The following is a 14,676-nucleotide window of genomic DNA, read 5'->3' as shown; positions in this document are numbered from 1 at the left end:
TAGCTTTATATTAATCTTTCAAATGTAAATATGCTTACTATTATTTATATATATCTTCAACTCAAGTCCTATATCTTGTAAAAGATCTTTGATGAGTTCATAAAAATCATTTCCATACTCACTACACTCATACTGAGCAAAAACTTGAATCACATGCCTAGTTCTTGTCTCTAGTGCTGGCTTTATTCGATCAACCTTTTTTCCTTCCACATACGCTCGATATTGATTTATTGCCTCATAGAGGTGCAACACATGCGCTTCTTCATCTTTCCAATCCAGCGTATCAACAATCGAAAGTAATAGCGTATTTTGATTATCTATTGCTTCATAACCATTCATATACTTCTTACACCCTTTTTTATTTTTCATTGAATGCAGATGTCACTGCGCTTCGCATACTCAAGTACATCTTTTAATGATTGATGAAATTGGATTTTTGGGACCCAACCTAACTTTTTTATATCCTCTAACACTAAACTTTTATTTGAGTCATCCTCAAAATTCTCTGTTTCTTTTATAGTAAAGTTCTGCTGTGTTAATCCTTTATATTGTTCTAATACATCTAATAAAGATCGTTTTACTCCTGACCCAATATTATATTCTTTTCCATTTATACCATCACGCAATAACACATGATACGCTTTAACTGCATCACGTACATCTAGAAAGTCCCTACTATCTTTCAAACTGTTTACTTCAATAATTGGTTCACTTTTACCCGACTCTATATCTATCATTTTTTTTGCAAGAATAGAACAAATACCATTCGATACTCCTGGACCAATTAAGTTCGAGGGCTTTGCAATGATAATATTTGAATTCATTAATCCACCCCAAGCCTCTGCGACGATTACTTGCATAGTTTTACTTAAACTATATGGATTTGAAACTTTTATGTTGTTCATACTATCTGCTTGCAATGCAGATCCTATAACTAATGTTCTACAATGTGGTGCTTCTTGCTTAATTGCTTCTAATAAATATAACGTCCCTATTACATTAATCTCCATGTATTCAAGAGCAGCTGTCCAAGACTCTATGACCGAATTCCTTCCTGCTAAATGCAATACATAGTCTGGCTTTATTTGTTTAATTACCTTCATTACTTCGCTCTTATTAGTTAAATTACAAGCAATTCCATTCCTGCATTTTTCTCTATGTGAACGATTTTGAAACATAGGAATTACATGAAAGCCCTTGTCTAAAAAATATTGGCAAGCATGGCGGCCTGTGAAGCCATTTGCACCAGTTATTAAAAGGCTCGCATTTTTTTTCATAGTAAAAATCCTCCTTTTTCTAACATTTGTTTCACCTCATATTTTGCAAGTAAGTCTTGTTGAGAACTAAAACTCTTCACATCCACAAGCGGATAACTAGCATAATATTCTTGAAGTCCTTCTATAGGAATAGTCGGTAGTACCACAAAATAATTTTGATCAAAACTTATACTTGTTTTACTCTCTACCTCAGATAAAAGCATTTCACTTAATTTTTCACCAGGTCTTATCCCTACCTCTTTTATCTTCACGTTTTCTTTTTTTGAATCTTCAATCAACACTTTTGCTAAATCCGTTATTTTACACGCTGGCATTTTCATAACAAAGATCTCCCCTCCTCTTCCTTCAGATGCTGCTTTAAATAACAATCCAACAGCATCTTCAATTGTTAAGAAAAATCTAGTCATATTTTCATCAGTAATCCCTACCTGTGAAGACTTTTTAATTTGCTTTTTAAAAAGCGGTACCACACTTCCACTCGTCCCTAAAACATTTCCACCACGAACACAAATGAATTTTGTTTTCTTTGTTTGCACATTCGCATGAACCATTAACTTTTCACCAATTGCTTTTGTCATCCCATACGTATTTGATGGGTCGGCCGCTTTATCAGTTGAAACATATATAACTTTCTCAACTTGCTTCTGGATTGATGCTTCAATCACATTTTGCGTACCATGTATATTTGTTTTTATAGCTTCATAAGGATAATACTCACATACTGGAACATGTTTTAAAGCTGCAAGATGGAATACATAATGTACACCTTGGCAAGCATAGACTAGTTGGTCTTTATCACGAATATCTCCAATAATAAATTTTAATCTATCGTCATTTATAAACTGTTGCTGCATTTCAAACTGAACTGTTTCATTCCTTGAAAAAACCCTAATTTCTTTCGGCGATTTTTCTAATAGTTGTTTTATAAGTTCATGTCCCCACGAACCTGTGCCACCAGTAATTAAAATTATTTTATTAAGCATTCCTTTTCCTCCTACCATACATTTCAATAAAAATTGTACTTACCAAAGCTATTGAATTATTTTCAATTGATTCAAATCATAATCGTCGTTTGTTACATTAAATTGACAAAATAAAAAAACAGAAACTATTAAACATAGTTTCTGTTTTTTTATCTTACTTCTTAACGATACGATTTTCTTTATACTGTTTGAATCATAACTATAATACTTGTTTAAAAAACACCGTTCATTTATTTCTCATACTCGTAATAAAATAAATGGAATGATTCATAACCAATACCACATTTAAATTCATGGCAAAGGGAGGTAATGGAATGTACCGAAGCAATTCAAGCAACACAAATAACGAACCTTCCAAAGTACTCCCTCTCTCCCTATTCGACGTGAAAAATGAGTTAATACAAAAAAGCAACCTCATCCATTCTGATACAATGTGTAAATTAACGAAAGAAGAGCAACTCATCATCGACAACATAAAAGCACAAACAAAACAACTAAATAAAAATAATGTAACAAGAACACGTGCATACTACCAATTTTACATTCAATATCCAGAAATACATTGGGCACTACTTGGGCATATGGTATCACGTAACGGTGGTTGGAATATGACCGATTTAAAGGGAGATTTATATACGAGAATTTTATCTGAGAAAGATCAAATTACATTTTTTTCTTTCTTAGAAAGAGGAAATTGGCTCATTTTCCAAGATGTATATCCTCAATTTTTGCTATATGAACAAAGTGTAAAAAGATCACAAAGGCTATTTCACCTTCTCCCTCACCTAAATGTTTCTACATTTATGGAAACGATGTGGAACGATTTTTGGAAAACAGGTAACAAAAAAACATTAGCGATTGCAACTATTATTAATGAACAAAACTACTTAGAAAAAAGAGTTATTCAAAATGTACACTTTAAAAAGACTGTACTAAATAGTATTGGATTTAAACTCTTTGATTTCTTTCAGTTTAATCATATCCTTTTCCCATTCTACGAAAATGATAAGAAACAAAAAGTATTACTATTTGGTGATACAATGAAGCATTTTATGTCCTTGCATGAACGAATCTTAATTGGAAAAAGGTTGTATTCACTATTATTTCGGGATACACATATTTTATCTCAAATAATAAGTTGGGCCGAGCATCATCCACACACAGGCTCAAGGAAAGATTACTGGCCTCATTTATTTTCAAGTGTAAATGAATCTTTTTCCCGTGAGTTTTATAAACGCCGAATAAAGAAATGCCAGTTGCGTAGTGGCGCATATCGTATATACAGCCCTGCACTCATCTACGCATGGCGCGATATGAAACATGAAGAAGATGAAAGTAAAGATTGGTTTACTGATTGGCAAGTTGTAAATTACTTAGTTGATAAGGAGGAAAGTATAAGTGGACAAATTTCAGAAGACTACTGCAAAACACTCGAAAAAATTGAACTTGCCATTCTCGCAAAGAAAAATGTCCTCCTCCGAGAGGAAGAATGACTTTCTAGCTTTAATAATTACAGTTTTTTTCTCTGCTATTATTGGAACTTGTTTAGATGCTTTCTTTGTTAATAAACAACTATATTCCTTTCCAGTTAGGCCCTTCTCATCCATATTTTCAGTTAACATAGCTTTTACGTTGTTTGTACTGCCGATTTTAACAGCCTCTTTTATACAAATTTCAAAAAAATTATCTACAGTTTCTAGAACTCTATTTATTTTTTCAATAGGTATTTGTGCTAGTATTTTTGAGCAAGTTGCTGAGAGATTAGGTTTATTTGTACATAGTGCAGATTGGAACCATACATATTCTTTATTTGGTTATATGATTTTCCATTCTTTTATTTGGAAAGTATATAATTGGTTACAAAAATAAAGAGACCATTATAGGTCTCTTCTTAAGCATACTCTTCAGTTATGGCTAATGATGTAGGTGTTTGCAGACTCTTAGAGCGTAAACGATAGGCAACGACTTTCTTCTTATATTGCTTTATTACATCAACATGTTCCTCATAGCTATATAGAGAAAATCTAATCTCTTTATTCCCTTTTTTCGTATCAATGACTATTGGCGTTCCTTCTCCTTGAGGTGGGAAATAATGTTTATCCAAAAATAAGGCCTCATTAAATTCGTTAATAAATTGTAGTTTCATTTCTCCCTCTATATTTTTTCCATCTATCGATATAGAGGTATTCTCCTCCTCAAGTTTTTGATGTAATTCAAATCTACTAATAATAGATTCTACAACAGAAGTTGGCATACTAGAAACTAGTACTTTAAGAGAACCAAAAATAAATAATGTAACTATAAACCATGTTGTCACTTTTATCATCTCCATTACATTTTAAAATATAATTTTCGTTCCATACGGTATTAATATACTAATGAGTATTCCGGTTACAATCATCGTTACCGAACCGATAGTCGCTTCTTTCTCGCCTTCCTTCACTAGACGACTCACACCGATAATATGTGAGGCGCAGCCCATTCCAACTCCTTTTCCAATCGTACTTGTTATATGGAAAAACTTAAGTACTGTTGGTCCGATAATAGCACCTGTTATTCCTGCAACAACTACAAAACTAGAAGTCATAGAAGGAATACCACCAATTTGATCTGCTAATGAAATGGCAATAGGCATCGTCGCTAATTGCGGTAGAGTTGTTAGTATAAGTTCCTTATCTATATTTAAAATTCCACCAATCACTACATTCATACTCATTAAAGCCACTATACCTATCACTACGCCGATCAGTATCGATAAAAAGTTTTTCATAAGTATCTTTCTCTCTTTAAATAGAGGTATGGCTAACGCTACAATTGCAGGGCTCAAGAAGCCTGAAAGAATGTCTCCTCCATTTTCCTTATACTCATGATGAGAGATTCCAAAAATAAGGAATAAACAAATCATAATCGTCGTAACTGTTAACACCGGTAAAGTAAATGGAAACGTAAATTTTTTATATAGCTTTGTCGCCAATATATAAATCACTACAGTAATAAAAATTAAGACCATTTGAATAGCGCACCTTGTCGATTTTATTTTTTTGATGTTACTAACAATTGACTTACATACCCTGAAACAATCAATGTTACTATCGTACTTGCAACAACTAAAAGGAATATAACACTCCCCTTACTTAAAAGAAAAGATCCGTATTCCATTAACCCTGTTGTCGAAGGGATTAGAAATAACGGTAAAAATACTATTAATTTTTCCGCACCTACCTCAAACCACTTTAATGGCAAAATACGAGTAGAAAGGAGTAAGAACAGCATTAACATCCCAATTAAACTTCCTGGCATCGATAGATGGAATACTCCCTGAATCCAAGTACCAGCTAAGCTAAATACATATAGCACACCTACTTGAAGTAGAAGCGTCACGTACTTCATCTCTTTCCCTCATTTCAATATCGTGCATCACTATTCTTAAATTTCATTTAAAGTGTCCGCAAATCTCATAATTCCAAGTGAAATTTGTTCTACATCCACTCGTCCAAAAGTAAAACGAATATATTCACTTTTAGAACCTAAAACACTTCCCGGAACGAATGCTACACCATTTCGTATAGATTCACCTAATAAATGATATTCATCAAACTTTCCTTGCACTTTGCACCATAAATGTATTCCGCCCTCCGGAACGAAAAATTCAACTCGATCCCCTAATAATTCTTCAAGCTTTCTAATTAACTCATCTCTTCTTTGTTTCAATTGTCCACGAAGCATTGTAATATGCGCATGAAAATCCTCTGATTCTAAAAATTGATTTGCTACCCACTGCGTAAATACACTATGACCAAAATCAACTTGCTGCTTCGCATCTGCTAAACGCTCTATTACGCGCGTAGGACCAATTACCCAGCCAATACGTAATCCTGATGCAACAATTTTTGATAATGAACTTACATAAAGAACATTTCCATTTTGATCCATTGATTTTAATGTTGGATTCACTTCTCCATTAAAAGAAGTTAAACTGTATGGGTCATCTTCTACAATCGGTATACCGAATTCAGAAGACAGCTCTAAAATCTTTTTACGTCTCGCTAATGAAAGCACAGTGCCAGTTGGATTTTGATAATCTGGATTCAAAAACACCATACGAATACGATGCTTTTTGTGCAAATCAATTAAATCATCTGGATTCATTCCGTGCTGATCAACAGGTAAATGGAATATTTTTAAACCAGCGGATTTAAACATCGGAAGTGAGAAACAATACGACGGATCCTCAATTGCAATCGCATCGCCAGGTTTTAATAAACATTGAACGATAAGATTAAGCGCCTGTTGTGCTCCAGATGTAATGAGTATAGAACTTGAATCCGCTTCAATTTGTTTATATTGCTCGACATGTGCTGCAATTGTTTTTCTCAACATTTCATTTCCAAGTGGATGATCATAACCTAGATTTTCCATAAATGTGTTCTCCGACAAAATCGTTCGAAATCTATCGCTCGGAATTAATTCTGGTGACAATTCACCACTCGCTAAATTAATTAAATCATCTTTTTGTGTTTCCGTTCTAATTTGTTGAACAAGTGGTACATTAGGTAAGAACGATCCATCCTCAACGTACCTACCCCAGTTCGGTATTCGTTTATGTGACACACCCCATATGTCTGTATTTACCCGCGTTCCGCTTCCTTTTTGCCGTTCTACTACTCCAAGTGATTTTAATTCTTCATATGCAGCTACTATTGTGCTCCGGTTCACTTGAAACTCCTTTGCCAACATACGCTCAGAAGGTAACTTACTATCAGAAGGAAATTCACCTGAAGAAATACCTCTTTCAATATAATCAGCAATTTGTTTATATACAGGTGTCTTATCTGCACGATTTGGTTTCCATTCCATATAGTTGCCTCCTCTCAAAACTAACTATACCTTACTCACTAATAACAGTATTCACTGTTATAATGGTGTTAATTAAGCGCATGATTTAAAAATGTTTCTACCGTCATATTAAAGCTAATCGGCTGTTCTAAATAAGGCAAGTGCCCGCTATTTTTAAACTCAATGAAAGTTGTATTTTTTAAATGTTTTTCAAACTCTCTTACATATTTTTCTGGGACAAAATCATCATTTTCCCCTCTTATAATTAAAGCAGGACATGAAATATTTGAAAGAAACGGTCTTTGATCATAATCAACTAATTCAGTAAATAACCTTTGAATATGCACCGGATTAATAGACAGTAAAGATTGATAAAATCCTCGAACGATTCCTTCATTACCTTCTACTCCCATCGCCTTCAATAATGTATCCGCCCATGTTTTTCCGTTATCATGTAAGCTAAGTAAATCATATACTTCAAGTCGTTCTTTCCGATCTTTTAATTCCAAATAGGGAAATGCATTTACAACAATTAAGCTAGAAACATAACTTGGATATTGAATAGCAAAATCAATTCCTACTCTAGCCCCCTTTGAAAGACCACAAATGACTACTTTTTGTAACTTTAAATAATTGCATAACTCATACAAAACATTTGAGTATTTTTTAAAGCTAATTTCTAGTCCTTCAGATTTCCCATGTCCAGGTAAATCAATTGAAACCACTGTCCAACTTCCCTTAAAATATCGCCTTTGATATAACCAATTATTTGAGTTTCCTCCAAGACCGTGTAAAAACAATATGACAGGACCCGATCCTTCTATATTGTAAAAAATCTTTCGATTCTTATATTCAAAATACATATTCATCACCTTCAGCTATAGCATCACTTATTCTTATCTTTGAATGGATATATCCAAAACGGTTCTCTTTCTAACCACTCGACTGTTTCCGGCATACCATCTGCATACTCTCTCTTCAGTTCCATTACCTTAGCGGAAAATTGTGATGCATGCGCTCGCAATGCCTCCAACTTTTTTGGTACATATTCTTTCACTTCATTTTTAAAATTTGGAGGCCCTATTTCTGCTTCATGATTATTTGAAAAAGCTACAGCATAAAATGTTGGCCTTTTATTTTCTGGGATATTAGCTAACGCCCTGGCTACGGCTTCTCCTGTTGCATCATGATCTGGATGAACTGCATATCCCGGATAAAAAGAAATGACTAACGAAGGATTCAATTCTTCCACACATTTTTGTATTACACTTCTTAATTCTCCAGGAGTTTCAAATTCAAGAGTCTTATCACGGTATCCCATCATACGTAAATCTTTAATCCCTAAAATATTAGTAGCTCTCTTTAACTCTTTTTCTCTAATAGCGTATAAAGATTCACGTGTTGCAAATGGGGGATTCCCCATCGCTCTCCCCATTTCACCAAGTGTTAAGCAAACATAAGTGAGAGGGACTTTTTTCTCAGTATAGGCCAAAATTGTACCAGCCACGCAATACGACTCATCATCTGGATGTGGAAAAACAACTAAAACGTGGCGCTCATTTTTCATCAATACATTAACTCCTTCATCATATACAAACTTTATAAAATAACGACCGCATACCACGTAACTCCTACAAGAAGCACTAAAAGAAGAATGATATAGATAGCAGATAAGTTTTTCACATTCCTCTTTGTAGACTTACCGTAATTCTCTTCCACATTTCGTGCGACTAGTACGGTCCCAAACAGTGATACAACTACAATAATAACAACTAGTGAAATTGCAAAACTCATTGTATTTTCACCTCTCTAAGGCCAGTCTATTTTAATAAAAAACTTCCTCTTTAAAACGTCGATAAAATACTACCTTTCTTCTCTTATCATAATAGATGTTTGTAAAAAACGGACCAACCACTTTTGTGTTTTTTTGCTCATCCACTTTAAAAATAAAAAGCAACTGATTTCCTAGGATCAGTTGCTTTTTTACAAGGCTACTTATTTTCATTTTTCACTTAAAATTAATCCGATTCAGAAGTTTGGTCTTTTCATAATGAAACATCGATTGAGATAACTCAAAAATTGTTCCATTTACAAGATAAACTGTATTTTCAATAAGAATCGCCGGATCACCTTCATTTAGTTCTAAAAGCTGTGCATTTTCTTTATTTACTTTTTCACAACTAATAACTTTATCGGCAAAACCAATATTTAATCGTAAATCTTCAATGAAATAGCTGTATACAGAGCTTAATGCTATCTCTTCATTCAAATACGGAATGATATCTTTTTTAAAATAACTTACTTCAATAGAGAATGGTTTCCCATCTACAATTCTTAAGCGCTTCAAAAAATATAACCTATTTCCAATTTCACATTGCATCCGCTTTGCTATCTCTTCGTCTGCATCTATTACTTCAAGCTCTAACACTTGCGTTTCAATATTTTGCGAAACGAGGTTTTTCGTTAATCCACGTAAACTTCCTAAATTAATGTAATCTGTTACAGAAGTTTCGCGTAAAAACATCCCACTACCTTGCACTTGAAAAATATAGCCTCTATTCACAAGTTGACTAATTACTTTTCGTATCGTATTACGGCTTACTTCAAATCGATTCATCAATGCTTCTTCTGTAGGTAGTTTTTTTGTTTCATTAAAAAGTCCATCTCGAATGTTTTGCTCTAACACATCTGCAATTTGTTTATACTTTGCACTCATACACTTTCTCCTAAAATACTCTTTTATCTGTTATAATTCTTCTCCTCTCGTTTCAATCACATGTTTATACCAATGAAACGAAAGTTTCTTCTTACGTTTTAAGTTATCATTATGATCGACAAAAATAAAGCCATATTGCTTTTTATATCCATTTAGCCAGCTTAACAAGTCAATAACTGACCATGCATAATAGCCTTTTAAATTGATTCCCTCTTGAATCGCACGTTTCATTACTTTTAAATGCTCTTCAATAAATTTAATTCTCGGCACATCTACAATTTCCCCGTCAATAATTGGGTCTTCATCACCAAGTCCGTTTTCTGTCACATACATCTTTATATCACCGTAACGATCTTTCAACATATGCAAGCCATCTAAGAAACCTTCCGGAGATATTTCCCATCCCCATTTTGTATATGTTTTATCATCCATTTTAACTGTTCGATAAAATCCATCAAAAGAAGGATTACCTGGAGCAAGTGTAGAGTTTTCTCGAGAATGTTCCTCATTCTTTAGATCCACATCGTATCTTTCCACTCGTATCGGTTGATAATAATTCAAGCCAATAAAATCATTTTTCCCAGCATTTTGTTTAATGATTTCTAATTCTTCAACCGTCCAATTAGGAGTCCATCCTTTTTCCTTTAATTGTTGTACAACATAGGACGGATACTCGCCTTTTAAAACTGGATCATAATACCAATACGTTTCATATTCATTCGCATGATTTGCTGCTAGTATATTTTCCTTTTGATCATCCACACTATAAGCAGGCAAGAAAACATGCGTGATACCAATCTCGCCATATTGTTTCAACTGCTTGTACACTGCAACTGTTTTTGCATGTGCATAAAATACATAATGAGTCGCTTGAAAATACTTTGGAACATCATTTTGTATCCCTGGTGGATGTGCACCTTTTAAGTACCCTAATCCACAAAACATCACTGTCTCATTAAAAGTAATCCAATGTTTAACTCTATCACCAAACGCCTTAAAGCAAATCTCTGCGTACTTTACAAAAGCTTCCGCTGTTCTTTTATTCGTCCATCCACCGTCCTTTTCTAAAGGTAACGGTAAATCCCAATGATATAAAGTGACAAACGGTACAATCCCATATTTTAAACATTCATCAATTAAGTTGTTATAAAATTCTATTCCTTTTTTATTTACCTCTCCATCTCCAGTCGGCAATATTCTCGCCCACGAAATAGAAAAACGATACGATTCTAATCCCATCTCAGCCATTAAACGAACATCTTCCTTATATCGATGATAATGATCAACAGCTACATCACCATTTGTTCCATTATATGTCTTGCCATGGATTTTTGAAAACTCATCCCAATTCGTAACACCTTTTCCATCTTCATTCCATGCACCTTCTACTTGATAAGAAGCTGAAGCAGCCCCAAATAAAAAATCATGTGGAAACTTCATAATATATACCTCCGTTTCATTACAATAAATAAAATTTATTACTACACATAAAATTTATGGGTACAAATTTTATATGTGTAATTATAGCTTAAGTTTCAATTTTTTTCTATCATGAACGTATGATATATAAAACTATATTTAATGTTAATTATTAGAAAACAAAAAAGAAGCGACGTATTTCATCGCTTCTTACTCTCATCAGCTTTACTCTTTTACAAGTGACTTATTCGCTCTTATAACTTCTTGATAAAGTATTGGTGACCATTTTTCATTTATATAATCTTGAATCATCCAGCCTACTCTTGTAGGATTCTTTTGTTTCATATAGTTTGCAATTTCAGGATTTATATAAGAGGCGTAATAATATGGACTATTCCATGCTGTACCGCCAGAAGACAAGCTTGTAAAATTAATATACAGATGATTACAATCTTCACTATTGTTAATCGTTTCATTTATCGTATCTTTAATAGATTTTACTTTCTCATCATAACTCACTTTATATTTATCTTGTACTGTTACATTTACATTTTGATTTACAGTTGTCGTAAACGTCTCATTATCTGGCCAATAAAAATTATTATATCCTCCAGATTCATTACTACCACTATATCTTTTTAGTAGTACAATTTTCCCTCGAGCATCTCCAAGCTTTATATTCCCTTCTGTTTTTAAAAAGATAGGATCAAGAAAATAATTTTTTTCAAATGTACTACTAAATGAATCTTCTGCCCCTTTCATATCCTCATACTCTTTTTTTAAAGACATAATAATCGTTTCACTTGGGTTATCTTTTAAAAATTGTTTCGCTTCATTTATAAATTCGTGCAATGTTACATAAAGATATAATGGCCCATGATGAAGAACTATCGTATTATCATCTGTTAAACGCCCTCTAATATCAAAAATTCTAGCTCCGTGATCCATTTGGTAACGAAAATCATATTCTTGCGTCATTCCCCATACTTGCTTTATCGGATTTTGCAACTTGAACGTTCCACTATCATGTGTTCCTGGAATTGAAATTCGTGTTAACGGTATGTCATCAGGTATAGGTTGCATCCATTTTGACCAGTTTTCAAGCCCATTACCAGAACTAGCTGCAACTGCTTGCTTATCATTGAAAGCAAATACAAATGTGCTAAGTATAGTACTACATATGAATAATTTCAAAATAAACTTCTTATTGTTCATTATTATTCCTCCTTTTTCTGTTTTATATCTAACTTATTGAATATAACATAAGCTACTTAATAAATAATGTTTCATAAATATGGAATATTGCATAGAAGTAAAATTTAAAAACATCCACATATTCTTGATATACTAAAAAACTTTAAAGAAATAAAACAAAAGGAACTTGTTTAGAAACTCCTTTTGTTTTATTTTATATTCAATACATACGAACCATCTTTATTCTCATACTTATAAACATAAAGATAATATTTACCTGGTTTTGCACTATATGTTCCTTTAATTACATTTCCTTCGTTTTCACCATATGCTACATAGGTATTTAAATCTGATTCATGATGAAGCACCCATGTCATTCCAATATTCTTTTCATTTAGTAGAGAAATATTAATATTTTCTGGCGAGTCAATTTGGAAAGTAAATACATCCACATTATCGCTATTATGGAGTTTTCCTTTCATTGGTGTATGAAAGTTAACTTTATTTGCCTGTCTAGGTTCATTATTTGGTTCATTTTCTGTTACTTGTAACTCATTCCCACCGTTTGGTTCTCTTCGTTCATACCCTAAGTTTACTAATATAGACTTCAAATCTGGTAAAACACCAATTTTATCTGAATATGGATCTTTAGACTTCGTTCCAGTGTTATGGTTACTTAATATCGTTCTTAGTTCACTTGGTCTATATGGTTGCCCTAAATTTTCTTTAGCAATACTTTGTACTAAAGTCGCTGCTCCGGCAATAATAGGCGAAGCACTAGACGTGCCACTAAAGCTGGATGTATAAAGATTTACAGCGCTTCTACTTTGCTCAGCTGTAGTTGTATCTACGTTTTCTCCCCAGCCGTACACATCAATACGGCTTCCATAATTCGAAAACCACATACGTTCATGAGGGAAAGATGAAGAGCCCGCTCCTACCATAATTGCACCTGAATCTTTAAAGTCTTTACTATTACGATTTAAAATTTGTTTACCATTTCTATCTTTAAATTGATCTAAATCATTCCAACCATTTGCTCCAGCCTCTATAATTACAACACCCTTATCTGTACCAGCACGAATTGCATCAAAGATATCTGGTTGTACTTCAACAGGTAAATATTTATCACCATATCCATCAAAGGAAGCTTGTGCCTCTAATAATAAAACATCCCCAGCTTCTAAATGATTTACAGCACTTAGTATTGCATCAGCTGTATTATACTGTCCGTTATCTCTTATTTGAGAAATCACTTTTGCTTTCGCTTTTGGCGCAATCCCAATATTCCCCACTTCATTATCTTCAGAGGATACAATTCCTAATACAGATGTCCCATGGCCGACATGTTGTTCTATATTTCTCCCAGACATCAATTCAATGTTTTGATGCACTAAATCCTCATGATTTAATAACCAACCATATTCCATATCAACAAAAGTTATACCCTTTCCATTTCCTCCTTGAACTCCCCAGGCGAAAGGTGCATTAATACCGTATGGTGCTGCTTCAAGATAGCCTTGTTTATTAAATCTAGGATTATTATTAGGATTAATGGATACACTTGATGGTTGCATTTCAGGTGGCGTTATTTTTTCTTGTTTCTTCATATACACATCTTCTATTAAAGAAGATGCTTTTAACTTATCTACTAGAGCTTCTTCACGCTCACCATTTTGAGTTTGAAGAATATAGTAGTTTAATAAGCTTGTAGATACATTATTAGGTGCTTGCACTTCAAGCTCTTGTATTTCTTCCGGACTTACAGATGTGAATAAACGAGTAAATGTTACATCTGGATATTCTGCCAAAAAATCTTCTAGTACTTTATCGTTCGTTTGAGATTGTATCTGTTTTTCAATACCATCTTCATATGGAAATTTCAAATCCGCTCTGAATTTTACAATGATTTGCTTATCTGTTTCTTGTTCTATCGCTAATTTACTCTGCTGTTCTATAGAATCAGCATTTACAATATTAATAGTGCCTCCAATTCCTATAAGTGTTGAAACAATTACAGCTGAAACACATATCCTTTGAAATATTTTCATTACATCAATCCTCCTATCAATAATTATCAATCTTTATATTAATCTATAATGATTTAATTTCTATAACATATTAAGGTACCTTTCTACTAAATAGATTATAGTAATCAGCAATATGAACTTCAATATATTTTTATATGCAATATTTCATATTTGAATCCTATATGATATAAATAAAAAACTTATAATGATTATTTGTTTTA

General features: G+C 33.2%; 16 protein-coding genes. 2 read left to right on the top strand and 14 right to left on the bottom strand.

What is annotated here, in order from left to right; genetic code table 11:
* Window positions 1–18: 18 nt before the first annotated feature.
* Genes ACFWDE_RS10710 through ACFWDE_RS10700 form a run of 3 tightly spaced genes read right to left on the bottom strand, consistent with a single transcriptional unit; the run spans window position 19 to window position 2,260 of the window.
* Window positions 19–369, bottom strand: a complete 351-nt coding sequence (locus tag ACFWDE_RS10710) for a DUF6572 domain-containing protein (RefSeq protein ID WP_377892147.1) — start codon at window positions 367–369, stop codon at window positions 19–21.
* On the bottom strand, window positions 366–1,277 hold the full coding sequence (locus tag ACFWDE_RS10705; protein WP_377892145.1) for an SDR family oxidoreductase: 912 nt from the start codon (window positions 1,275–1,277) through the stop codon (window positions 366–368). The genes ACFWDE_RS10710 and ACFWDE_RS10705 overlap by 4 nt, the downstream gene beginning before the upstream one ends.
* Complete coding sequence (locus ACFWDE_RS10700) at window positions 1,274–2,260, bottom strand: UDP-N-acetylglucosamine 4,6-dehydratase family protein (RefSeq protein WP_377892142.1); 987 nt, start codon at window positions 2,258–2,260, stop codon at window positions 1,274–1,276. Before ACFWDE_RS10700 ends, ACFWDE_RS10705 begins: the two co-directional genes overlap by 4 nt.
* Before the next feature lie 314 nt (window positions 2,261–2,574).
* Between ACFWDE_RS10700 and ACFWDE_RS10695 the strand changes: the two genes are divergently transcribed.
* Window positions 2,575–3,753, top strand: a complete 1,179-nt coding sequence (locus ACFWDE_RS10695; protein ID WP_377892140.1) for a DUF2515 domain-containing protein — start codon at window positions 2,575–2,577, stop codon at window positions 3,751–3,753.
* Window positions 3,728–4,129, top strand: a complete 402-nt coding sequence (locus ACFWDE_RS10690) for a CBO0543 family protein (protein WP_080019118.1) — start codon at window positions 3,728–3,730, stop codon at window positions 4,127–4,129. The genes ACFWDE_RS10695 and ACFWDE_RS10690 overlap by 26 nt, the downstream gene beginning before the upstream one ends.
* 22 nt (window positions 4,130–4,151) lie before the next feature.
* On the opposite strand, the gene ACFWDE_RS10685 is transcribed toward ACFWDE_RS10690, so the two are convergent.
* From ACFWDE_RS10685 to ACFWDE_RS10635, 11 genes are all read right to left on the bottom strand, one after another.
* On the bottom strand, window positions 4,152–4,577 hold the full coding sequence (locus tag ACFWDE_RS10685) for a YfmQ family protein (protein ID WP_377892136.1): 426 nt from the start codon (window positions 4,575–4,577) through the stop codon (window positions 4,152–4,154).
* A gap of 21 nt (window positions 4,578–4,598) precedes the next feature.
* The gene (locus ACFWDE_RS10680) at window positions 4,599–5,270 is read right to left on the bottom strand and encodes an LrgB family protein (protein WP_377892133.1); all 672 of its coding nucleotides are present in this window, start codon (window positions 5,268–5,270) and stop codon (window positions 4,599–4,601) included.
* A gap of 23 nt (window positions 5,271–5,293) precedes the next feature.
* The gene (locus tag ACFWDE_RS10675) at window positions 5,294–5,650 is read right to left on the bottom strand and encodes a CidA/LrgA family holin-like protein (RefSeq protein ID WP_377892131.1); all 357 of its coding nucleotides are present in this window, start codon (window positions 5,648–5,650) and stop codon (window positions 5,294–5,296) included.
* A gap of 36 nt (window positions 5,651–5,686) precedes the next feature.
* Window positions 5,687–7,117, bottom strand: a complete 1,431-nt coding sequence (gene pdxR, locus ACFWDE_RS10670) for a MocR-like pyridoxine biosynthesis transcription factor PdxR (protein ID WP_377892129.1) — start codon at window positions 7,115–7,117, stop codon at window positions 5,687–5,689.
* A gap of 68 nt (window positions 7,118–7,185) precedes the next feature.
* A complete protein-coding gene (locus tag ACFWDE_RS10665; RefSeq protein ID WP_377892126.1) occupies window positions 7,186–7,959 on the bottom strand; it encodes an alpha/beta fold hydrolase in 774 nt (257 codons plus the stop codon).
* Window positions 7,960–7,982: 23 nt separating this feature from the next.
* Window positions 7,983–8,663, bottom strand: a complete 681-nt coding sequence (bshB2, locus tag ACFWDE_RS10660; RefSeq protein ID WP_377892264.1) for a bacillithiol biosynthesis deacetylase BshB2 — start codon at window positions 8,661–8,663, stop codon at window positions 7,983–7,985.
* Window positions 8,664–8,695: 32 nt separating this feature from the next.
* Window positions 8,696–8,890, bottom strand: a complete 195-nt coding sequence (locus tag ACFWDE_RS10655; RefSeq protein WP_002066705.1) for a hypothetical protein — start codon at window positions 8,888–8,890, stop codon at window positions 8,696–8,698.
* Between the two features lie 214 nt (window positions 8,891–9,104).
* Window positions 9,105–9,812 (bottom strand): GntR family transcriptional regulator, encoded by a 708-nt coding sequence (locus tag ACFWDE_RS10650; RefSeq protein WP_377892123.1) that lies wholly within the window; start codon window positions 9,810–9,812, stop codon window positions 9,105–9,107.
* Between the two features lie 30 nt (window positions 9,813–9,842).
* Window positions 9,843–11,252: a glycoside hydrolase family 1 protein gene (locus ACFWDE_RS10645; RefSeq protein WP_377892120.1), complete on the bottom strand. Its 1,410-nt coding sequence runs from the start codon at window positions 11,250–11,252 to the stop codon at window positions 9,843–9,845.
* Window positions 11,253–11,456: 204 nt separating this feature from the next.
* Window positions 11,457–12,446, bottom strand: coding sequence for a phosphatidylinositol-specific phospholipase C (locus ACFWDE_RS10640; RefSeq protein WP_377892117.1), 990 nt, complete (start codon window positions 12,444–12,446; stop codon window positions 11,457–11,459).
* A gap of 188 nt (window positions 12,447–12,634) precedes the next feature.
* Window positions 12,635–14,476 (bottom strand): S8 family peptidase, encoded by a 1,842-nt coding sequence (locus tag ACFWDE_RS10635; RefSeq protein ID WP_377892115.1) that lies wholly within the window; start codon window positions 14,474–14,476, stop codon window positions 12,635–12,637.
* Window positions 14,477–14,676 lie beyond the last annotated feature (200 nt).

Origin of the sequence: Bacillus sp. NPDC060175, from assembly GCF_042728695.1 — a bacterium.
Taxonomy (GTDB): Bacteria; Bacillota; Bacilli; order Bacillales; family Bacillaceae_G; genus Bacillus_A.
This window is presented reverse-complemented; position numbering and strand designations above follow the sequence as displayed.